Source organism: Micromonospora cathayae (assembly GCF_028993575.1).
In the GTDB taxonomy this organism is placed as follows: Bacteria; Actinomycetota; Actinomycetes; order Mycobacteriales; family Micromonosporaceae; genus Micromonospora; species Micromonospora cathayae.
The window spans coordinates 2,246,204-2,272,419 of sequence record NZ_CP118615.1; the positions used below are offsets into that span (position 1 = coordinate 2,246,204).

At 72.5% G+C, this 26,216-nt stretch carries 19 protein-coding genes and 4 pseudogenes; 9 read left to right on the plus strand and 14 right to left on the minus strand.

The features are described from left to right. Positions 1-22: 22 nt before the first annotated feature. The 3 genes from PVK37_RS10410 to PVK37_RS10420 all read right to left on the minus strand — a co-directional run bounded on the left by PVK37_RS10410 (position 23) and on the right by PVK37_RS10420 (position 3,573). Positions 23-433 (minus strand): hypothetical protein, encoded by a 411-nt coding sequence (locus tag PVK37_RS10410; protein WP_275033618.1) that lies wholly within the window; start codon positions 431-433, stop codon positions 23-25. Between the two features lie 23 nt (positions 434-456). Continuing rightward, positions 457-2,835 carry a glycoside hydrolase domain-containing protein gene (locus PVK37_RS10415; RefSeq protein ID WP_275033619.1) on the minus strand — a complete coding sequence of 793 codons (2,379 nt, stop codon included), beginning with the start codon at positions 2,833-2,835 and terminating at the stop codon, positions 457-459. Positions 2,836-3,051: 216 nt separating this feature from the next. Further along, positions 3,052-3,573 (minus strand): DUF2690 domain-containing protein, encoded by a 522-nt coding sequence (locus tag PVK37_RS10420; protein WP_275033620.1) that lies wholly within the window; start codon positions 3,571-3,573, stop codon positions 3,052-3,054. A gap of 154 nt (positions 3,574-3,727) precedes the next feature. On the opposite strand from PVK37_RS10420, the gene PVK37_RS10425 reads away from it, so the two are divergent. Genes PVK37_RS10425 through PVK37_RS10435 form a run of 3 tightly spaced genes read left to right on the plus strand, consistent with a single transcriptional unit; the run spans position 3,728 to position 6,429 of the window. Next, complete coding sequence (locus PVK37_RS10425; RefSeq protein WP_275033621.1) at positions 3,728-4,453, plus strand: cytidine deaminase; 726 nt, start codon at positions 3,728-3,730, stop codon at positions 4,451-4,453. Beyond that, on the plus strand, positions 4,450-5,730 hold the full coding sequence (locus PVK37_RS10430; RefSeq protein WP_275033622.1) for a thymidine phosphorylase: 1,281 nt from the start codon (positions 4,450-4,452) through the stop codon (positions 5,728-5,730). The genes PVK37_RS10425 and PVK37_RS10430 overlap by 4 nt, the downstream gene beginning before the upstream one ends. Before the next feature lie 15 nt (positions 5,731-5,745). After that, complete coding sequence (locus PVK37_RS10435; protein WP_275033623.1) at positions 5,746-6,429, plus strand: DUF4272 domain-containing protein; 684 nt, start codon at positions 5,746-5,748, stop codon at positions 6,427-6,429. Positions 6,430-6,532: 103 nt separating this feature from the next. Here PVK37_RS10435 and PVK37_RS10440 read toward each other — a convergent pair whose 3' ends face one another. Beyond that, a complete protein-coding gene (locus tag PVK37_RS10440) occupies positions 6,533-7,438 on the minus strand; it encodes a putative RNA methyltransferase (RefSeq protein ID WP_275033624.1) in 906 nt (301 codons plus the stop codon). 45 nt (positions 7,439-7,483) lie between these two features. Between PVK37_RS10440 and PVK37_RS10445 the strand changes: the two genes are divergently transcribed. After that, the gene (locus PVK37_RS10445) at positions 7,484-8,563 is read left to right on the plus strand and encodes an adenosine deaminase (protein ID WP_275033625.1); all 1,080 of its coding nucleotides are present in this window, start codon (positions 7,484-7,486) and stop codon (positions 8,561-8,563) included. A gap of 93 nt (positions 8,564-8,656) precedes the next feature. Here the strand turns inward: PVK37_RS10445 and PVK37_RS10450 are convergent, their stop codons facing one another. After that, complete coding sequence (locus PVK37_RS10450) at positions 8,657-9,262, minus strand: uridine kinase family protein (protein WP_275033626.1); 606 nt, start codon at positions 9,260-9,262, stop codon at positions 8,657-8,659. A 194-nt stretch (positions 9,263-9,456) separates the two neighbouring features. Here PVK37_RS10450 and PVK37_RS10455 point away from each other — a divergent pair, with 194 nt between their 5' ends. The 4 genes from PVK37_RS10455 (at position 9,457) to PVK37_RS10470 (ending at position 14,331) form a co-directional block, all read left to right on the plus strand. After that, positions 9,457-12,849, plus strand: coding sequence for a sensor histidine kinase (locus tag PVK37_RS10455; protein WP_275033627.1), 3,393 nt, complete (start codon positions 9,457-9,459; stop codon positions 12,847-12,849). Continuing rightward, positions 12,846-13,250 carry a roadblock/LC7 domain-containing protein gene (locus PVK37_RS10460; protein ID WP_067370442.1) on the plus strand — a complete coding sequence of 135 codons (405 nt, stop codon included), beginning with the start codon at positions 12,846-12,848 and terminating at the stop codon, positions 13,248-13,250. Before PVK37_RS10455 ends, PVK37_RS10460 begins: the two co-directional genes overlap by 4 nt. A gap of 102 nt (positions 13,251-13,352) precedes the next feature. Next, complete coding sequence (locus PVK37_RS10465) at positions 13,353-13,733, plus strand: DUF742 domain-containing protein (protein ID WP_275033628.1); 381 nt, start codon at positions 13,353-13,355, stop codon at positions 13,731-13,733. Position 13,734: 1 nt separating this feature from the next. After that, on the plus strand, positions 13,735-14,331 hold the full coding sequence (locus PVK37_RS10470) for a GTP-binding protein (RefSeq protein ID WP_275033629.1): 597 nt from the start codon (positions 13,735-13,737) through the stop codon (positions 14,329-14,331). A 123-nt stretch (positions 14,332-14,454) separates the two neighbouring features. Here the strand turns inward: PVK37_RS10470 and PVK37_RS10475 are convergent, their stop codons facing one another. The 4 genes and pseudogenes from PVK37_RS10475 to PVK37_RS10485 form a co-directional block, all read right to left on the minus strand. Then, entirely contained in the window at positions 14,455-15,672 is a 1,218-nt protein-coding gene (locus PVK37_RS10475) for an ABC transporter substrate-binding protein (RefSeq protein ID WP_275033630.1), read from the minus strand. 125 nt (positions 15,673-15,797) lie between these two features. Next, positions 15,798-16,505, minus strand: a pseudogene (locus PVK37_RS31975) (transposase); the annotation flags it as partial. Positions 16,506-16,670: 165 nt separating this feature from the next. Next, positions 16,671-18,401: pseudogene (locus tag PVK37_RS10480) on the minus strand (transposase); the annotation flags it as partial. A 55-nt stretch (positions 18,402-18,456) separates the two neighbouring features. Then, positions 18,457-19,386: a DNA primase gene (locus tag PVK37_RS10485; protein ID WP_275033633.1), complete on the minus strand. Its 930-nt coding sequence runs from the start codon at positions 19,384-19,386 to the stop codon at positions 18,457-18,459. Positions 19,387-19,532: 146 nt separating this feature from the next. Here PVK37_RS10485 and PVK37_RS10490 point away from each other — a divergent pair, with 146 nt between their 5' ends. Beyond that, a complete protein-coding gene (locus PVK37_RS10490; protein ID WP_275033634.1) occupies positions 19,533-19,874 on the plus strand; it encodes a PadR family transcriptional regulator in 342 nt (113 codons plus the stop codon). A 147-nt stretch (positions 19,875-20,021) separates the two neighbouring features. On the opposite strand, the pseudogene PVK37_RS31855 reads toward PVK37_RS10490, so the two are convergent. The 5 genes and pseudogenes from PVK37_RS31855 to PVK37_RS10510 all read right to left on the minus strand — a co-directional run. Then, positions 20,022-20,882: pseudogene (locus PVK37_RS31855) on the minus strand (ATP-binding cassette domain-containing protein); the annotation flags it as partial. 101 nt (positions 20,883-20,983) lie between these two features. Continuing rightward, positions 20,984-21,992 (minus strand): annotated as a pseudogene (locus PVK37_RS31860) (ABC transporter domain-containing protein); the annotation flags it as partial. Between the two features lie 170 nt (positions 21,993-22,162). Next, positions 22,163-23,884, minus strand: a complete 1,722-nt coding sequence (cydD, locus tag PVK37_RS10500) for a thiol reductant ABC exporter subunit CydD (protein WP_275033635.1) — start codon at positions 23,882-23,884, stop codon at positions 22,163-22,165. Beyond that, positions 23,881-24,888, minus strand: a complete 1,008-nt coding sequence (locus tag PVK37_RS10505) for a cytochrome d ubiquinol oxidase subunit II (RefSeq protein ID WP_275033636.1) — start codon at positions 24,886-24,888, stop codon at positions 23,881-23,883. The genes cydD and PVK37_RS10505 overlap by 4 nt, the downstream gene beginning before the upstream one ends. A gap of 10 nt (positions 24,889-24,898) precedes the next feature. After that, positions 24,899-26,155 carry a cytochrome ubiquinol oxidase subunit I gene (locus PVK37_RS10510; protein ID WP_275033637.1) on the minus strand — a complete coding sequence of 419 codons (1,257 nt, stop codon included), beginning with the start codon at positions 26,153-26,155 and terminating at the stop codon, positions 24,899-24,901. Positions 26,156-26,216: the final 61 nt, after the last annotated feature.

The window sequence follows — 26,216 nt, forward strand, 5'->3', positions numbered from 1 at the left end:
GGACGGCAACCTATCCAGGCCATCAGGAGCGGACCGATGAATGCGACCGACCGTGGAAGAAGGCCATACCGGCCGCCATCAGGGCGGCAGTAGCAGCTCCGGAGAGGAGGACGACGAGGGTGGGATGGACGAAGCCTGGAACCATGTCGACGAGTTCGCTGCACCGGCGTGCGATCGGCCAGTAGCGGGCGTGCCCGTACCGGCCGTCCCAGACCCCATAGCGGGAGATGCAGATATCTCGAACGCTAATCCCGAAGTATGAGATATTGGCCAATCCGTAAACATACACCTCTATCGCTGCTATCGCGAGCCAGCCGGCAGATCGAGCCCATATCCGGGTAGCCGGTGCCCAGCATCGCGTCCGTCGGTGTAGCGGCAGTACGGCAAGCACCGCGACCGGTGTGGTGAGTAGGACGACCAGAACTGGCAGCATGACCCGCTCCTCTACGTGTGGCGTTACTCGCGGGCCGCACGTCGGCGCGCGATGAGGCTTTCCTCGTTCATCAGGTTCTGTAGCGTATCCACATAGCCGTTGATGAACGGATCTAGCTTGCTCGCCGGGAGTACGCTCGGCATCAGCGCGCCCTCCGTGGCGGACTGGATGGCGAGGAGGCGAAGATTCTCGGTGATCAGGTCGTTCGTCTCGCAGAGCATGATTCGGGTCGCGGCCCGCGCGTTGGCGGCGCTGCCGTAGCGGTTGGTGAAAAGCTGTCTGAATCGGGAGAGGGGCCCGGTGCCGCCGAGGTGGTCACGGAAGACCTGGTCAACGTTGCCGCCGCTGCGCAACGCCATGCCGATCACGTAGCCGTCGGCATCCTCTACGAGGTCGTTGAAGGCGAAGGATGAGATCTGGTTCAGCTTAGCGAGTCGGTCCATGCAGAACTCGTACCCGGAGGCGTAGCTATCCTCGTTGTTCCACCAGTCGGCGTAGAAGGTTGTCAGGTCACCGCCCCACCCAGCGAAGTCGCCCCGCCAACCCTGACCGCCGGAAGTCAGTCCACCACTGCCCTTGACATAGTGTCCGCACGCGGTAGCGGCCAGGTGGTCGACGTTTACCTGAATTCCGTACGCCGGGTCCGTAAAGGTCGGCTTGCGCGGCGGTCCATTCGCGACCGCGTAGGCGATCCAATCCTGGCTGACGCCCAAAGTGTCCAGCAGAGTGTTCCAACCAAGGATCTCGCCGTCGTACCGGGGATACCGGAGGTAGTCCAGGACCAGGCGGTCCGGGTCCCCGCTTCCGTACGCCACGGCCGTTGCCCGGAGTTGGTCGATGTAGGTCAAGAAGACTTCGATCGGAGCGGTCGTGCCGCCGATGTTCTCCGGGCCGACTCCTCGGTCGGTAAAGGGTCGGTGCACGTTGCGGTCGAGATCGAACGAGTCCCCTCCGGCGGAGAAGCGGAACTCTTTGATCTGGGTGAACGACCAGTTGGCGGGCATTGGGAAGCCGAGATTTCCGGAGAATCCCCATGACATTCCAGAGACGAACGAGTACACGGTGTAAGCCTCGGCGCTGACCCTGGAGCAGACGTTCCGGGATCCGTAGACCCCAGCGAGATACCGCTTGCCGCGACTGCTGAGCCCGGCCTGTACGCCGCGGAAGTATGGGACGATGTTGCTGGTGATCTCCTCGTCTGTCGCGTCGTAGTCGACGGCAAAGTAGATCACGGTACCGCGGTTGAAGCCGTAGCCGACGGCGCGATCGTGTGCCCGTAGCGCATGGCTGTAGCCCTGCGAGTACGTGAAGTCCCCGAGGCCACGACCGTTGTATTGGGAGATCGGGAACATTCGCATGCCGCCTGCGAAGATGGCGCTAAGCTCGCCGGGCTGGATCTCCTTCTGGAGTTCCTTCGGTTCGTCCTCGTCGAGGTAACGGCCGACCGTGTAGTACTGAGCGGCCACCAAGGCTTGTGCCCGTGCCTGCGTGATGTGGAAGCGGGTGTCGCAGGCGTGCGCCGGCCTGTCCGGATCGCCAGTGGATACCAGCAGTTGTGCCCAGGTCTGGTAGTCACCTCGACCGTTGTCGGTCAACACCGAGAACCGCTGAAACACCTTGACGTACGTGGTGAGGTTGGAATCAAAAGAGCTCTTGAAGACGGTGTAGTATGTGTCCTCACCCTCTTTCACGCTCCCGTTGAAGACGCAGGCTGCGCTGAACAGTTGGACGAAGATTCCCGAGTCGCCCTGTGCCACCGGATGGTCGCGCAGCCCTTGCTGCGTGCCGGGGCCGAAGTTGCCGTTTGCCTGGTCCTCCGGGATTCCGACCTCGTACTGGATGGCCTTCATCAGGGCTTGCTGCACGTCCCGCGTGTAGTGACCGTCGCAGGGGACGATGTAGAAGGTGGACTTGCTCAGGTACCGGCCGTTGAACCATCGTTGGATGTTCCGGACCTCCTCACTGCCCCCAGCCAGCAGGATGTAGGCATCCATGGTGAGGAGTGACTTGAAGACCTTGGGCTGGACATCCGTGTCCGAGATGTCGAGGCCGGCGTGTCCCTTGAGTTCCGCGATCGCTGAGGCGGCGTCGATGTCCCACTGGCCGTTGCCCGCACCGCCCCAGTAGCCCTTGCAGAAGAGGGCGTACTTGACGATGTTGATGATGTTGCCGTTCGTGGTGTCCGGCCCGATGTCCCCCAGTGCGGCGAGGCGGGACATGGTGGTGGGGCCGAACGAATCGGAAAGGGCCGTGATGCCGAGTTCGTGCTGCAGCGCGCGGGTGAACGCGTACATCGTCGGCCAGCCGGTCTTACCGTCCTCCGGGCAGCGGTTGTAATTCGGCACTGACTGGTACGTGGTATTCAACCACTGCTGGGCTTCCAGAACCTTGGCGTCAGCCATCACTGACCCTTCTGTCTTTTCCTGCAGATTTGAGGATGCTTGGCGGACAAATCGCCGCCGGATCGTCGCGTTCTTGGCAATGCATTCAGAATGCGAGTGGGTGGTCCGAAATGAAGGGGACTGGCCGCGCGCACGCGAAGAAGGCGACCCGCGACTTCCGGGCTCCCGCGATGGGCCGTCCGGAAGTCGCGGGTCGTGTGCCTATGGCCGCGTTGGTCAGTACCAGCCGGTGCAGGTCAGGCTGTACGGACCGCTGGGCTGAACGCAGGCTCGGGCCTGGAGATCAGCATCGTCCATCATGACGGTGTAGTTGCCGACATACTCGGTTACGGTGGCCCGGTGAGTGCCGTTCAGGTACCGGCTTTCGGCCTTGATGTAGGAGACGTTGGAGTAGGTGGTCTTTGCCCAGGCCGTCCGGCACCGTTCGCTGTACCGAAGGATAATGGAGGCGACCGCATCCATGATCGTGCGCTTGTCGTCTGCGTCATCCACGCAGTGGTAGTAGCACCCGGTGCAGGTGTTGTAGTAGACGCGGAATGTTGCCGGATCCTTGAAGTCGCACGCTGAACCGCATCCAGAGTTCAGCAGCGTGGCTTCAGGAATGTAAGTGCTGTTCTCGGTGATCATCTCGGCCATCGTCAGTTGGCCCCTGGTGTTTGCGCCCGCAGCGCTGGGGTGCAGACCGGCGGATACTACCAGCGCCGCCAGTAGCGCGAGTGCGGTGATCATTCGCTTCATGGTTTCTCCTCTCAGTAGGTGGCATCCATAGTGGAGTAGACATTCATCGTCTCCTCATCGTTGTGCCATCACTCCACGGCCGAAGGCTCTCCCCGCCACGTGGTCTGTCGAGCCCTGCCGCAGGTAGTCGCGGGGGTCAGGCAGAATCGCCGGCATGGACATCGACTGGGAGCGGCTGCGCAGCGCCGCCACCGAGGTCATGCGGCACGCCTACGTGCCGTACTCGAAGTTCCCGGTCGGCGCGGCCGCTCTGGTTGACGACGGCCGGGTGGTGGTGGGCTGCAACGTCGAGAACGCCGCGTACGGGGTGGTGCTCTGCGCCGAGTGCGGGGTGGTCTCCGCGCTGCACGCCTCCGGCGGCGGCCGGCTGCTGGCGCTCTCCTGCGTCGACGCCACCGGTGAGCCGCTGATGCCGTGCGGCCGGTGCCGCCAGCTGCTGTGGGAGAACGGCGGCCCGGAGTGCCTGGTCGAGGCGAAGGGCGGGCCGCTGCGGATGGCCGAGCTGTTGCCGCACGCGTTCGACGTGGCGGACCTGGACGCGGTGGTGGCCCGGGCCCCGGTGCCGGTGGTACCGGACCGGTTGGCCGCCTGGCGGGGGCGGGGCACCGTCTTCGTGCACCCGGACCTCTCCGCCGGGCAGCAGATCTGGACGGCGTACTGGGAGCGGTCGGCCGGTGACGACGCCGGCGCCGAGACCGGCGTACTGGAGGAGGGGCCCACCTGGGCGGACCCGGCCGAGGCCATAACCTGGGGGCTCGCCCGGACGCCCCGGGTGGTGGTGGTCGACGCCACCGGCACCATCTACTGGGCCGGCGAGGGCGAGCCACCACACGAGATCCCGGCCCGCTGGCCCGGCCCGGACGAGGGAGCGAAGCGATGAGCGGGTTCGCCGCTGTCGACGTGATCCGTACCAAGCGCGACGGCGGGGTGCTCAGCGACGCGCAGATCGACTGGGTGGTCGACGCGTACACCCGGGGTCAGGTGGCCGACGAGCAGATGTCGGCGCTGGCCATGGCGATCCTGCTGCGCGGCATGACCGCCCCGGAGATCGCCCGCTGGACGGCCGCGATGATCGCCAGCGGGGAGCGGCTCGACCTGTCCGCCGTGCACCGCCCGACCGTCGACAAGCACTCCACCGGCGGCGTCGGCGACAAGATCACCCTGCCGTTGACCCCGCTGGTCGCGGCGTGCGGCGCGGCCGTGCCGCAGCTCTCCGGCCGGGGCCTCGGCCACACCGGCGGCACGCTCGACAAACTGGAGTCCATTCCGGGCTGGCGGGCCGCCCTCAGCAACGACGAGTTCACCGCCCAGCTCCGCGACGTGGGCGCGGTGATCTGCGCGGCCGGCGCGGGCCTCGCCCCGGCCGACCGCAAGCTGTACGCGCTGCGCGACGTCACCGGCACCGTCGAGGCGATCCCGCTGATCGCCAGCTCGATCATGAGCAAGAAGATCGCCGAGGGCACCGGCGCGCTGGTCCTCGACGTGAAGGTCGGCTCCGGCGCGTTCATGAAGAACCCGGACGACGCCCGCGAGCTGGCCCGGACCATGGTCGCCCTGGGCGGCGCGCACGGGGTGAAGACGGTCGCCCTGCTCACCGACATGTCCACCCCGCTCGGCCTGGCGGTCGGCAACGCGGTCGAGGTGACCGAGTCGGTGGAGGTGCTCGCCGGTGGCGGTCCCGCCGACGTGGTCGAGCTGACCCTGGCCCTGGCCCGGGAGATGCTCGACGCCGCCGGGCTGCCGGACGCCGACCCCGCCGCCGCGCTGCGCGACGGGCGGGCGATGGACGCCTGGCGGGCGATGATCCGGGCGCAGGGCGGTGACCCGGACGCCCCGATGCCGAAGGCCAACGAGGTCGAGGTGGTCCGCGCCGAATCCGACGGTTTCGTGTCCACGGTCGACGCGTACGCGATCGGGGTGGCCGCCTGGCGGCTCGGCGCGGGCCGGGCCCGCAAGGAGGACCCGGTCAGCGTCCCGGCCGGCGTGGTGCTGCACAAGCGCCCCGGTGACCCGGTACGGGCCGGCGACCCGCTGTACGAGCTGCGCGCCGAGGACGCGGACCGGATCCCGGCGGCCCGCGCCGAGGCGGCGGAGGCGGTACGGATCAGTCCGACCGCCCCGGTGCAGACCCCGCTGGTCCGCGAGCGGATCGCCTGAGCTGGGACGCGACCGGTGACCGCCGTACCCGCACCCGACCCGGCAGCCGTCCGGGAGGCCAGCCTGGACGAGGTGGGACGGCTCGGGCTGCCCGTACCCCCGGCCAACTTCCCGCTGGTCTGGGAGCCGGGGGACGAGGTCGCGCTACGGCCGACCATCGAGGTGGAGGCGCGGATCGCCGTCCTGCACCTGATCCAGGCCCGCTGCTTCGGCATGCCGGCCGACGCGGCGATGGGCTGGCTGCTCAACTCGCGGCTGGTGGACTCCGTCACCCCGCCGGAGTGGGACTTCGTCACCGTCGGCAAGGGCGACCACCGGTCGTTCGTGCTGCACCACGACGCCCTGTTCGCGCTGACCTGGGTGCTCGGACTGACCAAGCAGCTCGACCCGTCCCTGCCGGTGGACGAGGACCTGGTGACGAAGCTGCCGAACATCGTCGGCGGGGAGACCTTCGACCAGTGGCGCTCCCGCCTGCTGGCAGCCCCGCAGCACCCCGCCGACGCGGCGGCCCTGCTCGACCTGCACTACTGCCTCGACTGGGCGTACCTGGAGTCGGAGCGGGCCGGGCTGCCGCTGCCGGGTGTGATCGACTCGCACGCCATCGGGCAGCGCCGGTGGGCGCTGGAGTGGGCGGTGGTGCTGCTCGGGCCGTACCACGACCCGGCCCCGGGTTGGGAAGAGGTCGACCTGTCCACCTGAGACCGCCGCTGCCGCCCGGTCCGGTCCGTCGCTCCCCGGTCGGTCCGTCGCTGGTCGGTCGGTGTCGGCTGCCGCCGGCCGTCTCCGCTGCCGGTGGTGCCGGTCAGCGGGGGCGCCAGGTGCCCAGCCGGACCGCGACGGTCGCGTCGACCGGCTCGGGCAGGGCGGCGATCCGGGCGGCGAGCCGGGCCGGGTCGGTGTGCCAGGCACTCGGCCCCATCCCGACCAGCGTCGTCACCTCCGCCCGGGTCAGCGTCAGCCGGGCCCGGTGCACCGTCGTACCCACCTCGGCGAACCGGTCGCCGAGGCTGCCGGCGACCCGTTCCGCCTTGGCCGGATCCACCCGGAGCAGGTCCAGCGCCCCGACCAGTTCGGCCAGGTGGTCGTCGGCCGGGGTGACCACCAGCAGCGTTCCGGCCGGGTGCAGCACCCGGTGGAACTCGGCCCCGTTGCGCGGGGCGAACACGTTGAGCAGCACCGCCACCGACGCGTCTGCCAGCGGCAGCCGCTGCCAGGTGTCGGCCAGCGCCGCGCCGGCCCGGGGGTGGGCGCGGGCCGCGCGGCGCAGTGCCGGCTTCGACACGTCCAGGGCCAGGCCCACCGCGTCGGGCAGCGCCGCCAGCACCGCGGCCAGGTGCCGGCCGGTGCCCGCCCCCGGCTCCACCACCAGCGGGTACGCCCCGAAGCCCGGCACCGCGCCGGTTCCCGTACCGGGGGCCGGCAGCGCGGCGTGCGGGGTCGGTACCGCCGTGCGGGCGGCGTCGGCCAGCGCGGCGGAGACGACGTCGTAGTGGCCGGCGGCGAGGAAGTCCGCCCGGGCGGCGACCATCGCCGCGCTGTCCCCACTGTGCGGGGTGCGGCCGGCGAGCAGGTCGACGTACCCCTGGCGGGCGGTGTCGAAGCTGTGCCCGCGCGGACAGCGCAGGGCCCGGGCGGTGCCGGCGGTGGCCGACGCGAGCGGCCCGGCGCACACCGGACAGCGCAGCCGGCTGACGATCTCCGGGTCCACGGAGGCCATCGTACGGAACGGGCGGCGGCTGACTAATGTCTGAGCATGGTCGCTATCTCTTACGAGGACATCGTCAAAGTCCCGAAGGCGCTGCTGCACGACCACCTCGACGGGGGACTGCGGCCGGCGACGGTGGTCGAGCTGGCCGCCGAGGTGGGCCACGAGCTGCCCACCACCGACCCGGAGGCGCTCGGCCGCTGGTTCGTCGAGGCGGCGAACTCCGGTTCGCTGGAACGGTACCTGGAGACCTTCGCGCACACCGTGGCGGTCATGCAGACCGCCCCCGCACTGGCCCGGGTGGCCCGGGAGTGCGCCCTGGACCTGGCCGCCGACGGGGTGGTCTACGCCGAGGTGCGGTTCGCCCCCGAGCAGCACCTGGAGCGGGACCTCACCCTGGACGAGGTGGTCGAGGCGGTGCTCGCCGGCTTCACCGAGGGCAGCGAGCTGGCCGCCCAGGCGGGCCGTCCGATCCGGATCGGCACCCTGCTGACCGCGATGCGGCACGCCGCGCGCTCGCAGGAGATCGCCGAGCTGGCCGTCCGGCACCGGGACGCCGGGGTGGTCGGCTTCGACATCGCCGGTGCGGAGGCGGGGTTCCCGCCCACCCGGCACCTGGACGCGTTCGAGTACCTCCAGCGGGAGAACTTCCACTTCACCATCCACGCCGGCGAGGCGTTCGGGCTGCCGTCGATCTGGCAGGCGATCCAGTGGTGCGGCGCGGACCGGCTCGGCCACGGCGTACGGATCGTCGACGACATCACCCTGGGGGACGACCGGCCGCTGCTCGGGCGGCTGGCCGCGTACGTCCGGGACAAGCGGATCCCGTTGGAGCTGTGCCCGTCGTCCAACGTGCAGACCGGGGCCGCGCCGTCGATCGCCGAGCACCCGATCGGGCTGCTGCGCGAGCTGCGCTTCCGGGTGACGGTGAACACCGACAACCGGCTGATGAGCGGCACCTCGATGTCCCGGGAGATGGCGCTGCTGGTGGAGGCGTTCGACTACGGCTGGGACGAGCTGCGCTGGTTCACCATCAACGCGATGAAGAGCGCGTTCATCCCGTTCGACGAGCGGCTGCGGATCATCGACGACGTGATCAAGCCGGCGTACGCCAAACTGCTGAGCTGAGCCGAGGGGACGCCGCCCCGACCGGTGCGGGTCCCGCCACGACCGGTGCGGGTCAGCCGTGATGCCGGCGGTGGTGCGGAGGGCCGGCGGTGGTCAGTGGTGGTGCGGGTGGCCGGCGAGCAGGTCGGCCACCCGGCGCAGCACCTTGCGGGCCCGGGCCGCCTCCGCGCCCAGGCCGGTCTGCCGCCGCAGCACCGCCGGTTCCTCGCGCAGCAGCGTCATCCCGCGTCGGAGCAGCACCTTCGGGGCCTTGCGCTGTTCGGCCAGATCGCGGACGAGGCGGCGGACGAAGGTGGCCCCGCGGGGCCGGCGCAGCGCGTACGCTCCGGCGAGGAGACCCAGCTCACGGCATTTCCCGACGATCTCGGCGGCGAAAATCCCTTCGGCGATGAAGAATGGCGATCCGGCCAGGTCGAAAGTACGGGTGGACACTCTGCGGTCTTCACCGATTGCATAAACCGGCACTTCGGCCTTGCCGTCGTGAGCCAGCCGGGCAATGGTTTCCACGGCGAATCCGGCATCCCAGGCATCCGGTGAATCCCAGTCGATACCCCCGTGCCGTCGGGGCAACGTAGGGTCATCGCCATCCTTGTAGAAGTCGTCCAGGCAGAGGACGGGAAGTCCGGTTCGTTGCGCGATGTAGGACTTTCCAGAGCCTGAGGGGCCGGCAAGGAGGACGACGCGGTGCGGATGATCCATTACTGTTGGTAACTCCGGCCAGACGGGCTGCGATCAAATTGCCTCAACATCTCACCACACCCCGGGTGAGGGACAACCTGGGCTTTCTCTTTGAGGGGCGGCGTGATGGAATCTCGGAGGTCCGGCCCGAGGGGTCGGCCGCTGGGCGTTGCCCGGAGCAACGCGGTGAACGCTGAGATCGCGAGGGCGGTGACGTGAGTAAACGACCCAAGACGGCGGGCTCCTTCCTGTCGCGGTTACGCCGGCCGACCGGTCGGCTCCGTGACATGCCGATCTGGTCGAAGCTCGGCCTCATCATGATCGTGCCGACCATCGCCACGGTGGTCGTCGGCACCAGTGGTCTGATTGACCACCTGGAGACGCTCAACAGCGCCAACCGCGCCGGTGACCTGGCCAACCTCACCGGCTACTCCGGCGAGCTGGTCGACACCCTCCAGGACGAGCGGGCCGCCGCGGTGCTGCTGCTCGGGGCCACCAACCAGACCCGCGACCAGTACAACAAGGCGTACACCGAGGTACACAAGCGGGTCGACGCCGCCCGGGGGCCGTACCTGTCCCAGCGGGCCGAGCTCGACGACCTCCCGGCGAACTTCGGCAGGGTGCTCGACCGGATCGACCAGAGCCTCGCCGACCTGCCGGGTACCCGCAGCCAGGTGTTCAACAACAAGCTCCCGCTCACCGACGCGGCGCGTTCCTACGAAAGCCTGATCAACGACCTGCTGGACATCCGCGACTCGGCCAGCCAGCTCGCCGGCGACACCGACCTCAGCGAGCGGATGCGGGCGGTGGCGGCCACCACGCGGGCCAAGGAGTACCTCTCGGTCCGCCGGGTGGTGGTGCACCGGGCACTGATCCAGGGCTCGATGACCCCGGTGCTGCGCACCGACTACATCGCCACCGGCACCGGCCAGCAGCAGGCGCTGCAGAGCTTCCAGGCGGTCGCCAACCAGGCCGAGTCCGAGCTGTACCAGCAGACCGTCGCCGGTTCCGACCAGCGCCAGCTGGAGAACTACCTCGGCTGGATCAACGGCAACACCACCGAGAGCATGGCCGGCGCGCCGTTCGGCGCGAACGAGTGGGACGCCGCGACGGTCGCCAACGCCAAGCTGATCCGTACCGTCGAGGCGAAGCTCGACGGCGACGTGGCCCGGCTGGCCGACCAGCTCCGCTCCGACGTGCAGCGCCGGGTCTTCCTGGAGACCGGCCTGCTGCTCAGCATGCTGCTGCTGGCGATCTTCTTCGCGTACCTGGTCGCCCGGTCGATGGCCCGGTCCCTGCGCGACCTGCGGCAGGGCGCGCTCAGCATCGCCCAGTACGGCCTGCCCCAGGCGGTGGCCCGGCTGCGTGACCCGAAGGTCACCGGCCAGCTCACCCCGATGCAGCTGGCGAACCAGATCGCCGAACCGCTGCCGGTGCGCAGCAAGGACGAGTTCGGGCAGGTGACCGAGGCGTTCAACGCGGTCCACCTGGAGGCGGTCCGGACGGCGGCCGAGCAGGCCGCGCTGCGCGCCTCCGTGGCGACCATGTTCGTCAACCTGGCCCGCCGCTCGCAGATCCTGGTCGACCGGCTGATCGGCCACCTGGACCGGCTGGAGCGCGGCGAGGAGGACCCGGACCGGCTGGCCGAGCTGTTCCAGCTCGACCACCTGGCCACCCGGATGCGCCGCAACGACGAGAACCTGCTCGTCCTCGCCGGCGCCGACTCCACCCGCGTGCAGCGGCAGCCGGCGGCGCTGATCGACGTGCTCCGCGCCGCCCAGTCCGAGGTCGAGCACTACACCCGGATCGAGTTCGGCGTGATCGACCGGGACATCGAGGTCGCCGCGCACGCGGTCAACGACCTGGTGCACCTGGTCGCCGAGCTGTTCGACAACGCCACCGCGTTCTCCCCGCCGGACTCGCAGGTGATGGTGGAGGCCCGCCGGGTCGGCGACCGCGCCTCGCTCTACGTGGAGGACCGCGGCATCGGCATCAGCGCCGAACAGCTCGCCGACCTCAACGAGCGGCTCGCCACGCCCCCGCAGGTGGACGTCGCCGTCTCCCGGATGATGGGCCTGGTCGTGGTGGCCCGGTTGGCCTCCCGGCACGGCGTCAAGGTGGAGCTGCGGCCCGGCAACGAGCGCGGCACCGTGGCCGACGTCACACTGCCCACCTCGGTACTGGTGCCCCGGGCCCTCTCCGGACGGTCGCAGCAGCCGCCGGCGTTGCCCTCGTCCGCCGCTCCGGCACCGGCCTTCGGTGGCGCCCTGCCCGCGCTGGGCAACGCGCCCTCGGTGCCGGGACCGCGTCCGGCCGGTTCCGGCAACCAGGTCACCCTCGGCGGGCGGCCGTTCGAGCCGACGCCCCGTAACGGTTCGCCGGCCACCGGTCGGCCCCTGCCGGCCTGGTCGGACCTGACCGGGGCCGGCACCAACGGTGGCGACGCGTTCACCCCGCGCCCGGCCAACGGGCAGCAGGTCGACCCGCTGCCCCACCGCCGCGCGACCGAGGACGAGCCGGCCGACGCCGGCCCGCAGCCGGGCATCCCACGGCAGATCCCGCCCGGCCCGGAGGCCCGGACCACGCACCCGCAGACCCCGCCGCCGGTCTCGGCCCCGCCGGTTCCGCCGGCGTCGGCCACGCCGGTGTCCGGTCCGCCGGTGTCGGGTCCGCCGGCCGCGTCGCCCGGTCCGCTGCCGGCCCGGCCGACGCCACCGGCGGCAACCCCGGCCCCGACCACGCCGGTCCCACCGGCCTGGCCACCGGTGGCCGGTACCGAACGGGAGCCGGCCACCCCGCCGGTGCCCGAGCGGCTCGCCGCGGCGCTCGACATGACCACCGAGCTGCCCCGGATCCCGCGTTCGGCGAACGACGCTCCGCCGACGCGGGCCGGCACGCCCGGCCCGGCACCGACCCCCGCTCCGGCGGCCCAGGACCGGCAGCGGTACGCGGACGAGACGATGGAGCTGCCGATCTTCCGGGAGCTCGAGTCCGCCTGGTTCCGTACCCGTCGGCCGGTCAACGACGAGACGGCCGGCGATGTCCAGGCTCCCTCCGGGAGCAGCCTGGACACCGCCCAGACGCAGCAGTTCGCCGCGGTCGACCCCACCCGTCCGGCCGTACCGAGCACAGCAGGGACGGCAGGTAGCGCACCGATGGCAGCGAACACCGGAGGAACGCCGCGCGACAACGGCGCGGTGACCAACGGGAGCACCCGACCCGCGTACGCGGAGAGCCTCGCCGGCCGGCGCGGACCGCAGGCGACCGGGCCGGGCTGGCAGACCGCGGCGGACGACGGCTGGCGCGCGGCCAGCGCGGCCCGTGAGGTTCCGGTGGTGGAGACCACGCAGACCGGCCTGCCGAAGCGGGTGCCGATGGCCCAGCTCGTCCCAGGTGGGGTGGAGAAACCGTCCACGTCGGTGCAACGGCGGACGCCGGAGGCGGTACGCGGACTCCTCTCGGCATACCATCGTGGCGTGCAACGTGGCCGCAGCAACCCCGCAGACGGCCACTCGTCCGGCCCGGAGGGGACCCCGGGTGGGCAGCAGTCCTCGCAGTCCGGCTCGGGCCCCCTGGCCGGGAGCAGGCAGAAGGAGCAAGAAGGATGACAACTACGCAGGATCTCGGTTGGCTGCTGGCCAACTTCGCCGACCGGGTGCCCGGTGTCGCGCACGCGGTCGCCGTCTCCGCGGACGGCCTGCTCCTCGCGTCGTCACGGGACCTTCCGCGCGACCGCGCCGACCAGTTGGCGGCGATCGCGTCCGGGCTGGTCAGCCTCACCCAGGGTGCGGCCCGGTGCTTCGAGGGCGGTGCGGTGCTCCAGACAGTCGTCGAGATGGACAATGGCTTCCTGTTCCTGATGTCGATCTCGGACGGCTCGTCGTTCGCCGTGCTCGCCGCCCGTAGCTGTGACGTGGGGCAGGTCGGCTACGAGATGGCGCTGCTGGTCGACCGGGTCGGCGACGCGCTGACCCCGCAGCCGCGCGCCGCGGCGGGAATGCTGGGTTGAGACGCGCGCTGACCGGACGGTCGGCGGAGCGAGAACGCAAGAGTCGACGGGTTCCACCGGAGCGAGCCGGTGGCGGGTACGCGGAAGGAGGTGAGCGGCGACATGGCTGATCGTGACGAGCCGACCGGTGCGCTGGTCCGTCCATACGCCGTCACCCGTGGTCGTACCCGCCCCCGCCTCGACATCGCGTTGGAGGCGCTCGTCGAGACGACGGTGCGCGGTCGGGCCGCCGCTGCCAACGGCAACGGTGGTCAGGGCCGGGAGCACCAGTACATCGCCGCGCTGTGTGACGGACGGTTGCAGTCGCTCGCCGAGATCGCGGCGCGGATGCAGCTACCACTCGGGGTGGCCCGGGTGCTCATTGCCGACATGGCTACGGACGGCCTGGTCGCGGTGCACGAGCCGACCATCCTGGACGACTCCGACGACGCGGTGGGCACTGAACTGCTGGAGAGGGTGCTGAGTGGACTTCGCAGGCTCTGACATGTCGCACCGTCCGCCGACTCCGTCGAGCGGGCGCGTGACATCGGCGAAGATCGTTATCGCCGGTGGGTTCGGCGTTGGCAAGACGACGCTGGTCGGCTCGGTTTCGGAGATCACGCCACTGACCACCGAGGCGATCATGACCTCGGCCGGTGTGGGCGTCGACGACACCCGGCAGGTGCCGGGCAAGACGACCACCACCGTGGCGATGGACTTCGGTCGTATCTCGATCGACCGGGACCTGATCCTGTACCTCTTCGGTACGCCGGGTCAGACGCGGTTCTGGTTCATGTGGGACGAGCTGGTCCGGGGCGCGATCGGGGCGGTGGTCCTGGTCGACACCCGCCGGCTGGCCGACTGCTTCGCCGCGATCGACTTCTTCGAGCACCGGCGGCTGCCGTACCTGGTCGCCATCAACTGCTTCGACGGGATGCAGTACCACGACCCGCAGGACGTCCGGGACGCGCTGGCGATCTCCCCGGAGGTGCCGGTGGTGGCCTGCGACGCCCGGCACCGGGAGTCGACCAAGCACGTGCTGATCTCGCTGGTCGAGTACGTGCTGACCATGCGCCGCTCGCGCGCGGTCGCCCCGGCCTGATCGACCCCTTCGCACCGCCCGGTCACCGGCTCCGTGAGCCGGCCCCGGGCGGTGCGTCGTCCGGGGCCGCCGGTGGTGCGTGTCCCGGCCCCGGGCGGTGCGTCGTCCGGGGCCGCTGGCCGGTCAGGAGATCCGGACCCAGCTGCCCCGGTTCACCGTGTACTCGCCGAGCGAGTCCCGCTCCATGCCACCGTGCCGGATCGGCGTGAACGCGTACGACCCGGCGATCCCCTCGGTGACCTGACTCTGCAGGTACGCCCGGAGCCGGCCCCGGTCGACGCTGCCGGCGAACCGGGCGGCGTCCACCACCAGGCGCAACGCGTCGGCGGCGTACGGGGCGAAGCCACTGAACCCGCCGTGCCGCTGAATGTAGCGGAACACGAAGTCCCGGCGGGCCAGCGCGGCGGTGGTGGTGTTGGTCAGGGTGGACCCGGCCAGGCTGATCGGGTGCACCGCGAACGCGCCCTCCACCGCCTCGGCGTTCCGGCCGGCCAGGGTGTCCTCCACCACCGCCCCGGCGTCGAAGAAGATCGGCCCGTCGTGGCCGGCGCGGCGCAACGCCCGTGCGGCGGCACCCGAGTCGGGGGCGGTACCCCAGACGACCACCCCGTCCGGTTCGCCGGCCACCGCCCGCTCGGCCGCCCGGGTGAAGCTGGCCCCGCTGGCCGGCAACCGGACGGTACGCAGCAGGTCCACCCCGGCCGCGCGCAACGCCTCCGGAACGGCCCGTACGCCCGAGTCGCCGTGCAACCCGGCCTCGGCCAGCAGCACCACCCGCCGGGCCCGCTGGGTGTCGATCAGCCGGCCCAGCCGCCACGCCACGTCGGTGGCGTCCGGGGTGAGCTTGTAGACGTACGTGCGGTCGGTGGCCGGGGAGACGATGCCGTCGCCCGGGGCGAGGGAGACGAACGGGATGCGATGCTCCTCGGCGACCGCCACCATGGCCATGGAGACCTCGGTGAGCGTTCCGCCGACCAGGACGTGCACCTGCTCCGACCCGGCCAGCTCGGCGGCCTGCCGGGCGGCCAGGCGCGGGTCGCTGGCATTGTCCCGGATGTCCAGGCGGACGGTACGCCGCAGGTTCCCGACCGGCACCCCGTCCGGGCTGAGTGCCTCCCGGGCGATGTGCAGCGCCCGCTCCTGGAGCACCCCGAGCGCGGCTCCCCGGCCGGTCAGTTCCAGGCTGGCCCCGAGCACGATCTCCTGCGGGCCGTCCGCCCGGGAACCGGAGCCGTCCCGCCGCTCGTCCCGGCCACAGGCGGCCAGCAGCAGGGTGCAGGCCGCCGCGGTGAGCACCCCCCGCCGGGTCAGCGCGGACGGGTCGAATGCCGGTGTCGCCATGAGTCGCCTTCCCACGTCCCGGCGACACCTGCCGCCGGCTGTTCCGCGGGAATGCTGCCGGCCGGCCCGACCCAGCGTCAACTCATGTGGTCGGGAACACGCAGGTCAGGGGCGGTGGAGTCCACTCAGGACCGGTAGCCGGCGGAGCGGTACTCGTACTCCCGGTCGTCGTCCCGGTCGCCGGTGTCGCGGGTGAAGTCCCAACCGCCGGCGGCCTCCCGGCCCGGTCGTCCACCCACCGCGAAACCGCCGATCTCCTGCCCGCGACGCCAGCCGCGGAAGTAGCCGGTGGTGTTCTCGGCGAGGCTCGCCGCGTCGCGGACGATCCGCAGCGGACGCTCCTCGCGCAGCGGTGAGCCGGGGACCAGGTTGGCCTGCGGCACCCGCCGGGGCAGCCCGGCCGGCGTCGCGTCGCCCATCACCGGGCGGGCGGCCTGCTCGGCCGCCTGCCAGCCGGTGTCCGCGATGGTGCCCCAGTCGACGTCGTTCTCGTCCGAGTGCCCGACGAACCAGGCCGACTTGGCCTGAGCGAAGATCAGCAGGTCGCCGTCGTTCTCGTCGGAGACCGGCGGGCGGCGGTGCTCGGTGGCCGGCCGTTCGGGTCGACGCTGTTCGACGCCGGGGTGCTCGGGTCGACGCTGTTCGACGCCGGGATGGTCGGGTCGACGCTGCTCGGCGGCCGGATGCTCGGGCCGACGCTGCTCGACGCCGGAATGCTCGGGTCGACGCTGCTCAGGCCGACGCTGGTCGGCGGCGGGGCGCTCCGGCCGGCGGGCCGGGTCCTGCCCGTCGACCAGCCGCAGCGGCGGGGTCTCCAGCCGGGGGTCGGTGCCGGGGCTCGGCAACTCCCGGCCACCCTGCGGGCGGTCGGACCGCGACTCCCGGTTGATCGGCGGGATGAAGCTGGTCCGCTCGTCGGACGGGTTGTCGCCACTGCGGGCCGCCGGGGCCATCCCGTTCCGGCCCGGCGGCTCGGCGGCCTCCCGGGGCCGGCGCTCGGCCGGCGGCGTCTCGACCAGGCGGAGCACCGGCGGTTCCGGCGGCAGGTCGTCCGCCAGCCACGGCGGGGTGACCCGGTCCGCGCGTCCCGGGTCGGTGGGGGCGTCGATCTGCCGGTCGGGCCGGTCCTGCGCGGACTGCGCGACCGGATTCCGGGGCGAACTGTCGGCCGGATCCTCCGGGTTGTTGACCAGCGGCCAGTTCGCCCGCGAGCCCGGTGCCGGGGCCTCCTGCTCGGGGCGCTGGGCGGGCACCGGGACGCTCAGGTCGGTGGCGGCGAAACCACCGGTCGGGGCGTCCGGGGTGGTCTTCGGGCGCGGCGGGATGACGGTGCGCTGCCGCTCGGCGCGGGCGTTGTTGATCGCAGCGGTGGTCAGCGTGGGCCGGAAGGGCTCGCCCGCCTCCGCCGGCGGGATGGCGCCGCGCTGGGACGGCGGGATCGGGGTGATCCCCGGCGGTGGCGGCGGCGAGGAGACCGGCCGGTTCGCCGGCGTCTCGCCCCGGTGCGGCAGACCGGGGACGTCACCCCGGCCGGGTACGCCGGCCGGCGGGTTGGCCGACGCGGCCGGGGCCAGCGGGGCCGGCGTGAGCGGGGCCGGGGCGACCGGCGGCGGGGCCACCGGCGCGGGGGCGACCGGGGGCGGGCCGAGCGGCCGGGGCGGCGTGGGCAGCCCACCACCGGAGACCGGCTCCGGCCGGCTACGACGCCCGACCGAGGGCACCGGCTGCGGATCCGCCGGGTCGACCGCGCGCAGACCGACGCTGCCCGCGCCGACCTCGGTGAGGTCGGCGACCGGCTCACCCCGACGGGCGGCGGCCCGCCGGCCGGGCACCGGCGACGGGGCGCTGGACCGGGCGCTGAGCGCGCCGACCAGGGCGTCACACCCGGCGTCGCAGGCCCGGACGGCGGCGACGGCCTGGCGTACCGTCTCGGCGACCGCGGAGGTCAGCGCACGGCTGACCGCGGCCCGGCGGGGCGTCTCGGAGATGGCCACCCGAAGCGCGGTCACCGCCTCGTTGATGGACTCGGCGTCGGCCACCCCGTCGGCGGCGAGATGGGCGGCGATGGCGTCCGCGGCGACCGAGACGTCCCGGCCACGGGCGATGGTGCCGCCCAGCATGCCGGGCTCCGGGAGCGCGTCGAGCACGGCCAGCGAGACCGGCTCGGCCGGGTCGGGGTAGGCGCGCAGGGCGGCCGGATACAACTCCCGCAGCACCTCGCGCAGCGCCACGGCGGCCGAGTGCCGGCCACTGGCGAGCGCGGCGTGCGCGGCCAGGACCTGCTTGTAGCCGGCCAGGTCACGGGGAGCCGGCAGGGTGACCGCGGAGAGGGCCCCGGCCTGGAGCGCACGGGCCAGCCCGACGGCACGGCGCTCGGCCGGCGGGGACTGCATCTCCTCCAGCGAGTCGTCGTCGGCGAACCGCTCGGCGAAGTCGTCGACCGAGTCGTCGTCGGCGATGGCCAGTGGACGACCGGCCGCGCTCAGCAGCGAGGTGACGGTGTGGTCGTCACTGTCGGCGGCGATCGCCGCACCGCTCGGCCCACCGGACCGCTCCACGAGCAGCGCGACGAGCCGGGCGTAGCCGGCCGGATCGTCGCCGATCTCGCAGACGTGGAGCAGACGGCCCGCGTCGTCGACCACAGCGGACGTCAGCGTCGAACTGGCCGAAGCCGGTCGGTCCGCTGAGTCCGCCGAGGCAAGACCGCAGTACACGCGCACGAGCGCCACGGCGTCGTCCTCCTCCCGGTTTTCTGTGCCAGTGACTGATGCTCCCTGTTACAGCTCAGTCGCGCCAGTCCACGGCAGCAGAGATCTTGCCGACAATGGTCCGCCAACCCAAACTGGCGGTCTGGGCGCCGATCTTCTTGAGCCGGCGTCGACCCATGAAGCCGCCGATACCGCCGTCGACCGTGGCCCGCAGCGCCTCGTCCAGGTCGTCCAGGCTGGAGCCGGCGGAGAGCATGTCGAGCACCGCGGGCAGCCGCAGCGCGTACGCCAGGTCACGGGCCACCTCGCCGGCCTCGATCAGCAGCGTGGCGTCCCAGGTGTCGTGCCCGCCCCGCAGGTTCTCCACCACCAGGTCGAGCTCGTAGGTGTCCTCGTCCAGCGGGGCGATGTCCGCCGGCTCCACCCGTTCGGCCAGATCATTCCAACCGTCCAGTTGGGACATGTCGTTCGGCGCGCCCGAGCGGACGAAGCTGACCAGCGACTCGGGGGTCTTGAACAGCAGCAGGCGGCCCCGGTGGGTGAGGAAGACCGGCACCTCCTCGTCGCCGTCGTCGTCCTCGTCCTCGTCGTCGCTCTTGCCGGCCTTCGCGTCCTTGGCGTCCTTGGCGGCGGACTTCTCGTCCTCCGCCTCCGCCTCGGCGAACTCCTCGGCCAGCTCCTCGTCGAGGATGACCACGGTCTCGTCGTCGTCCTCGTCCTCGTCGACCGCGCGGCCCCGGGCCAGGAACGGGTCGTCGGCGTCCCGCTCGGAGACGTCGGTCGGGGTCAGCTCCCGGGCCGGGCGGTACGCCCGCAGCGTGTAGCCGGTGCCGGCGGGCAGCGCGATCTCGACCGGGTCGATCCGCAGCTCCTCCCAGAGCGACCGGTCGGGATCTGCGGCGGCGGTGTCGGCGGTGTCGGCGACCTTCTCCGGCTCGGCCGGTGTGGTCGACTCGTCGAGCTGGGGCTCGTCGGCGTCGGGCCGTGGGGACGACTGGCGGGCCACGCTGACCTCCGTTGCTTCGGGCTGCCCACCCGGCGGAAGTCCGTGCCGTCGGGTGACTCTGCGCACATACCCTAGTGGGCGATCCGGGGAGACCGGTGCCCGCACCCCGTTGGCGATACCCCTGATGGTCAGTAGCGTTGTCCGGTGTGAAGGGCCAGACGCTGCACGGACACCTCGACGCGCTGCTCCTGGCGGTGCTCGAGGACGGCGCGCTACACGGGTACGCGATCATCGAGGCACTCCGGGTCCGCAGCGGCGGCAACCTGGACCTCCCCACCGGCACGACCTATCCGGCGCTGCGCCGGCTGGAGCGGGCCGGCTACGTCGCCAGTTCCTGGCACACCGTCAACGGGCGGGAACGCCGCACGTACGAGCTGACCGATGCGGGCCGGCGGGCGTTGGACGGTGAGCGGGCCGGCTGGCGGGAGTTCAGCTCCACCGTCGGACGGTTCCTCGGCCCCGACCGCCCGTCGCCGCTGACCGCCTGACCGCGCCCGAGGGCCCGTCTGACCGTCCGGGCCCGCCTGACCGCCCGTCCGGGGGACCGTCGACCGCCCGAGGGGCCGTCTGACCGTCCGGGGGCTCGTCCCCGCTGGCCGCGCCCGGCCGCCGTCAGCCAGCCCGGGCGGGGCGGGTCACGGGGTGAGGGAGAGGTAGCCCCGCTCGGCCGCCGCCTGGATCAGCCACTGGTCGCGGTACCAGCCGGGGGCGGCCACCAACTCGTCGTGCCGGCCCCGCTGGACCGCCCGGCCGGCGTCCAGCACGACGATCTCGTCCAGCCCGGCCAGACCGCTGAGCCGGTGCGTGATCAGCAGCACCGAGTGGTCGGTGGGCACCGCGGCGAGGGTCGAGGCGAGCACCGCGTCGGCGGCGACCGGGTCGAGGCCCTCGGTGGGCTCGTCCAACACCAGCAGCCCCGGCGCGGCGAGCAGGGCCCGGGCCAGCGCCAGCCGCTGCCGCTGACCGCCGGAGAGCTGCCCGCCGTCCTCGCCCACCACGGTGTCCCACTGCTCCGGCTGGTCACGTACCCAGTCGAGCAGCCCGGCCGCTGCGGCGGCCGAGGCGAGCGCCCGGTCGTCGGTCCTGCCGCCCCCGCGCTCGTCGGTCCCGTTCCGGCCGGGCTCGTCGGGCGTGTCGCGGCGGGGCTCGTCGGCTCCGTTCTGGCCGGTATTGTCGGGCTTGTTCCGGGTGGACTCGTCGGCTCCGTTCCGGCCGAGCAGGAGGTTCTCCCGGACCGTGGCGTGGAACACGTGCGCCTCGGCCAGCAGCCCGCCCACCGCCCGGGGCAGCTCCTCCGCCCGGTACGCCGACAGCTCCACCCCGTCCAGGGTGACCCGGCCCGCGTCCGGGGTGACCAGGCCGGTCAACACACCGGCCAGGGTGCTCTTGCCGGCCCCGCTCGGCCCCACCACGGCCACCCGACGGCCGGCAGGCAGATCCAGGTCCAGCCCGTCCAGGGCGGCCGGCGCGCCGGTCCGGTAGCGGACGACCACCGCCTCCAGGCGTACGTGGTGCGGGGCGGCCACCGGCACCGGCAGGTCCCCGCCGCCCGGCACGTCGCCAGGGCCGGTGGCCGAAGCGGCGTCGGGGCCGGTGGCGGCAGTGGCGTCGGGGCCGGTGGCGGGAGCGGCATCGGAACCGGCTCCCGGGGCGGCAGCGTGGTCGGCGTCACCGGGAAGGGGACCGGAGGTGAGCAGGGCGGCGACCCGGGTCAGCCCGGCCCGCAGGGCGATCCACTGCCGGGCCGCCCCGACCAGCGCCAACGTCACCTCCACGGCGGCGAGCGTGCCCACCGCGAGGACACCGACCAGCACCCCGGACAGCTCGGCCCGGAGGGCGACCACCACCACCGCCGCACTGGTCAGCCCACCGACCAGCACGCCGGCCGCGTCCACCGCGAAGCCGGTCGCGGCGAGCCGGCGCTCCAGCCGGGCCAGCCGGTCGGCCCGTTCGGTCGCCGCGCGCAGGGCCGCGTCGGTCGCGCCGAAGGCGGCCAGGTCGGCGGCCCCGTGGGTGAGGTCCACCGCGTCCGAGGCGAGCGCGCCACGCAGCGGGGCCACCTGGTCGGCGCCGCGTCGGGTCAGCCCGGCGGCCAGCAACGGCAGCCCGACCCCGGCGACCAGCAGGCCGACCGCGAGCGCGCCGGCCGCGGCGGGGGACACCAGCGCCGCCCCGGCCACCGCCAGCACGCTGACCATGGCCGCGGCGGCACCCGGTACGAGTACCCGGAGCAGCAGGTCCTGCACGGAGTCCACGTCCGACACCAGCCGGCTCAGGGTGTCCCCGGAGCGCTGGTCGGCGGTGGGCCGACGGCCGGCCAGGGTGGCGAAGATCCGGGTACGCACGTCGGTGACGACCCGGAGCACGGCGTCGTGCCCGGCGAGTCGTTCGGTGTAGCGGAGCACACCCCGGCCGATCGCCAGCGCCCGGACCGCGACGATCGCCACGGTCAGCCGGTCCAGCGGTGGCCGGCCGGCGGCGCTCATCAGCAGCCAGGTCGCGGTGGACATCAGCGCCAGCGCGGCGAGTTCGGTGGCGGTGGCGAGCAGCCCCGCCCCCAGCAGCCGGCGCAGGTACGGCCGGGCCAGCCGCAGCACGGCCCGCTCGGCACCCCAGCGTCCGCCCGGCCCCGCCGCGCGGCCCGGCCGCCGCTGTTCACCCGGCTGTCGCGTCCCGTCCGCCCGTCCCGCCCGGTCCGACCGTCGTTGCTCGCCCGGCCGTCGTTGCTCGCCCGGCTGTCGCGTCCCGTCCGCCCGTCCCGCCCGGTCCGGCCCGCTCATCCGACCACCTCCCCGGTACGGGTCAGCTCGGTGACCCGGCCGTCGACCACCCGCAGGATCCGGTCGGCGTCGGCGAGCAGTGCCGGACGGTGTGCCACCAGCAGGGCGGTCCGCCCCGCGACGAGTCGTCGGGTCGCGTCCAGCACCACGACCTCCGCAGCGGTGTCCAGCCGGGCGGTGGGTTCGTCGAGCAGGACGATCGGGGCGTCCCGGAGGAACGCCCGGGCCAGCGCCACCCGCTGCCGTTGGCCGCTGGACAGGCCGTGCCCGCGCTCGCCCAGCGTGGTGCCCAACCCGTCCGGCAGGGCGTCGACCACCTCGTCGAGAGCGGCGTCCCGGACCGCGGCGGCGAGCGCCTCCGGTGGCGTGTCCGGTGCGCCGAGGCGGATGTTGTCGGCGAGGCTGGCCGCGAAGAGGTGCGCCCGCTGCGGCACCCAGGCGAGCTGCCGTCGCCAGGTTGCCGGGTCGACGGTGGCGAGGTCGACGCCGTCCACGGTGACCCGGCCGCTGGTCGGGGTGACGAAACCGAGCAGCAGGCCCAGCAGGGTGCTCTTGCCGGCGCCGCTCGGCCCGACGACCGCGATCCGGTCGCCGGGACGGACCGTCAGCGTGACGTCCCGCAGCGCCGTCGTCCGCTCGTACTCGACGCTCACCGATTCGAACCTGATCTCGCTCCGGAAGCCGGGTGCCGTTCCGCCCTGCGCGGGAGCTTCCCCGGCCTGCGCGGGGGTCGCCCCGGCCGGCGTGGCGGCCGGTACCGCGGCCGGCGGAGCGGCGTCCAGCACCGTGAAAGCGTCGTCCAGTGCGGTGAGCCCCTCCATGCTGGCGTGGAACCGGGCCCCGGCGGCCCGCAGCGGCAGGTACGCCTCCGGGGTGAGCAGCAGCACCAGCAGTGCGGTGGTGAGGGTGAGCCCGCCGTCGAGCAGCCGGATGCCCACCGGTACGGCGACCAGCGCCACCGAGAGGGTGGCGACCAGCTCCAGCACCAGCCCGGAGAGGAAGGCGATGCGCAGGGTACGCATGGTGGCGACCCGGTGCCCGTCGGCCATCCGCCGCACCACGTCCACCTGGGCCCGGGTACGGCCGAAGGCGCGCAGCGTGGCCAACCCGGCCACCATGTCGAGGAAGTGCCCGCCGAGCATGGAGAGCCGCCGCCACTGCCGTTCGGTGGCCGACCGGGCCTGCCAGCCGAGCAGCGCCCCGAAGACCGGGATCAGCGGCAGGGTCAGCGCGATGATCAGCGCGGAACTCCAGTCGGCGACGACCAGCCGGGCCAGCACGGCGACCGGCACGGTCACGCTCAGCACGAGCTGGGGGAGGTACCCGGTGAAGTAGGCGTCCAGGGCGTCCAGCCCGCGTCCGGCCAGGGTGGCGAGCTGGCCGGCCCGCTGCCCGGCCACCCAGCCCGGTCCGTGCCGCCCGACCGCGCCGAGCAGGTCGGCGCGGAGGGTGGCCTTGACGGTCGCCGCCGCCCGCGCCGACACCGTGCCCTGGGCCCAGACCACCGCCGCCCGCGCGGCGACCGCCGCGACGAGACCGGCCAGCGCCCCGGTGTGCAACCGCCCGTCGAAGGCGGTCGCCAGGAGCACGGCCAGGGCGGTGGCCTGGGCGATGACCAGCAGCGCGGTGAGCACGCCGAGTCCACCGAGCACGGCGAGGTGGCGCCGGACCGCGGGGACCCGGCGCAGCAGACGCGGGTCGAACGGGCGACGGTTCACCAGTACACCGGTGCCCTGCCGCCGATCCGTCCCCGGAAGATCCACCACAACATCACCTGGAAGCCTAGTAGGGCCGGCAGGAGGGGCACCGTCAGCCAGGACAGCAGCCGCAGCGTCGGCCCGCTGGCCGCCGCGTCGGCGACGGTGAGGCTGGCCGCCGGGTCGATGGTGGAGTACAGCGCGTTGGGCCACAGCGTCGCGCCGACCAGGAACACCGGCAGGGCCAGGGCCAGGCTGGTCGCGGCGAAGGCCGGTCCGGGCCGGCGGCGGGCGGAGGCGACCAGGGCCACCCCGAGGGCCACCACCAGCAGTACCGGCATGGCGAGCGCGGCGAGCGGCTGCTGCGTCGCCTCGCGTACCCGGTCGGAGAGCAGGCCCACGACGGTGGTGACCAGCACGGCGGCCAGCGCGACCGGCACCAGCCGGCGGCCCAGCGCGGCGACCGGGCCGGCGGTGTCGGCGGGCAGCCGCAGCGCGAGGAAGGTCGCGCCGTGCACCGCGACCAGCGCCACCATGGTCAGCGCGGCGGCCGCGGCGAACGGGGTGAACAGGTGACCGATCCCGATCACCCGGCCGTCGGCGTTCAGCGGCACGCCCTGGAGCATCCCGGCGAGCACCGCGCCCCAGCCGAGCGCGGCCAGCGCGGAGCCGACCACGATCACCCGGTCCCAGGCGGTACGGGCCCAGGCGCTCGCCGGACGACTGCGCAACTGCACGGCCGCAGTGACCAGGATCACTCCGGTGAGCGCCCCGGCGAAGGCCGGGTAGAGGCCGGCGAGCAGTTCCCCCTCCAGGATCGGGAACGCGCCGAACAGGATGCCGACGGCGGCGATCAGCCACACCTCGTTGCCGAGGAAGAACGGGCCGACCGCGTTGAGCAGGCCGCGTCGGGCGGCCGGGTCACCGGTGCGGGCCAGCAGCAGGCCCGTCCCGTAGTCGTAGCCGCCGAGCACGAGGTAGGCGGCGAAGAAGGCACCCAGCAGGGCGTACCAGGCGAGTTCCACGGTCGGCTCCTCAGGCGAAGGCGGGTTCGGGACGGTCGGTGCTGGGGTCCGGCTGCTCCGGTGGGCGGCCGAGGGCCAGGTCGTCGTGCGCGCCCCGGGCGGCGTGCTTGGCGATCAGGATCCAGTTGGTGACGGCGAGGGTGCCGAGCAGCAGGGTGAAGCCGAGGAAGGAGGTGAGCATGACGCCGCCGCTGACCGGGCTGACCGCGTCGTCGACGGGGAGCAGCCCGTACACCGCCCAGGGTTGGCGGCCGATCTCGCGGGCCAGCCAGCCGAGGATGGCCGCCACGAACGGCAGCGGCAGCGCGAACAGGATGATCCAGAGCGGGAAGCGCAGTCGGATCAGCAGGTCCTTCGGCAGCAGCAGGAACTGGAGGCAGACCAGCACCAGTACGAAGCCGATGACGAACATGAAGCTGAGGCTGCTCAGCGCGGCGGTCGGCGGTTCGTAGTCGCCCGGACCGAAGGTGCCGGTGAACTCGGCGAGCTTGGCGGCCTTCTCCTCCGGGGTGCCGTACTTGGTCGGCTGGAGCCGGGCCATGTCGACGAGTTGGACGAAGCCGAAGTGCAGCAGCGGGCCGACGGTGAGCGCGGCGGTGACCAGGCCGATCCGCAGTGACTTGCGGAAGAACTCGTAGTCCTCGGTGCGCCGGATCAGGTGCCAGGCGCTGACCGCGGCCATCAGGATGCCGCCGGTGACCAGGGCGGCGAACATCGTGTGCACGAAGGCCATCCCGAAGGCGGGGTTGGTGACCAGGGCGGAGAAGTCGGTGAGGTGGGCGATGCCGTTGCGCATCTCGTACCCGACCGGGTTCTGCATCCAGGCGTTACCGGCCATGATCCAGAACGCCGAGACGTACGCGGTGAGCGCGACGCCCCAGAGCAGCGCCAGGTGTACGCCCCGACGCAGCCGGTGCCAGCCGAAGATCCACATGCCGAGGAAGGTGGACTCGAGGAAGAAGGCGGTGAGCGTCTCGATGGCCAGCGGCGCGCCGAAGACGTTGCCGACGTACTTCGACAGGCCGCTCCAGTTCAGCCCGAACTGGAACTCCATCACCACCCCGGCGGCGATGCCGAGGACGTAGTTGATCACGTACAGGGTGCCCCAGAACCGGGTCAGTCGTTCGTAGACCGGTTTCTTCGTGATCATCCACGCCGTCTGGAGATAGACGAGTAACGTGATCAAGCCGAGTGTCACCAGGACGAACAGGAAGTGGATCGAGGTCGTGGTGGCGAACTGCAGACGGGCTAACAGCAGGGGGTCCATGGGCCGGCTCTCCAAGGTCGGGAGTCGCTTTTTGCCGGCAGCCTACAGGTAGCCACCCTAC

Excerpts from the sequence above, each read along its gene's own strand:
- PVK37_RS10410 (WP_275033618.1), bottom strand. The coding sequence starts at position 433 with ATGCTGCCAGTTCTGGTCGTCCTACTCACCACACCGGTCGCGGTGCTT.
- PVK37_RS10415 (WP_275033619.1), bottom strand. The coding sequence starts at position 2,835 with ATGGCTGACGCCAAGGTTCTGGAAGCCCAGCAGTGGTTGAATACCACG.
- PVK37_RS10420 (WP_275033620.1), bottom strand. The coding sequence starts at position 3,573 with ATGAAGCGAATGATCACCGCACTCGCGCTACTGGCGGCGCTGGTAGTA.
- PVK37_RS10425 (WP_275033621.1), top strand. The coding sequence starts at position 3,728 with ATGGACATCGACTGGGAGCGGCTGCGCAGCGCCGCCACCGAGGTCATG.
- PVK37_RS10430 (WP_275033622.1), top strand. The coding sequence starts at position 4,450 with ATGAGCGGGTTCGCCGCTGTCGACGTGATCCGTACCAAGCGCGACGGC.
- PVK37_RS10445 (WP_275033625.1), top strand. The coding sequence starts at position 7,484 with ATGGTCGCTATCTCTTACGAGGACATCGTCAAAGTCCCGAAGGCGCTG.
- PVK37_RS10450 (WP_275033626.1), bottom strand. The coding sequence starts at position 9,262 with ATGGATCATCCGCACCGCGTCGTCCTCCTTGCCGGCCCCTCAGGCTCT.
- PVK37_RS10460 (WP_067370442.1), top strand. The coding sequence starts at position 12,846 with ATGACAACTACGCAGGATCTCGGTTGGCTGCTGGCCAACTTCGCCGAC.
- PVK37_RS10465 (WP_275033628.1), top strand. The coding sequence starts at position 13,353 with ATGGCTGATCGTGACGAGCCGACCGGTGCGCTGGTCCGTCCATACGCC.
- PVK37_RS10470 (WP_275033629.1), top strand. The coding sequence starts at position 13,735 with ATGTCGCACCGTCCGCCGACTCCGTCGAGCGGGCGCGTGACATCGGCG.
- PVK37_RS10475 (WP_275033630.1), bottom strand. The coding sequence starts at position 15,672 with ATGGCGACACCGGCATTCGACCCGTCCGCGCTGACCCGGCGGGGGGTG.
- PVK37_RS10510 (WP_275033637.1), bottom strand. The coding sequence starts at position 26,155 with ATGGACCCCCTGCTGTTAGCCCGTCTGCAGTTCGCCACCACGACCTCG.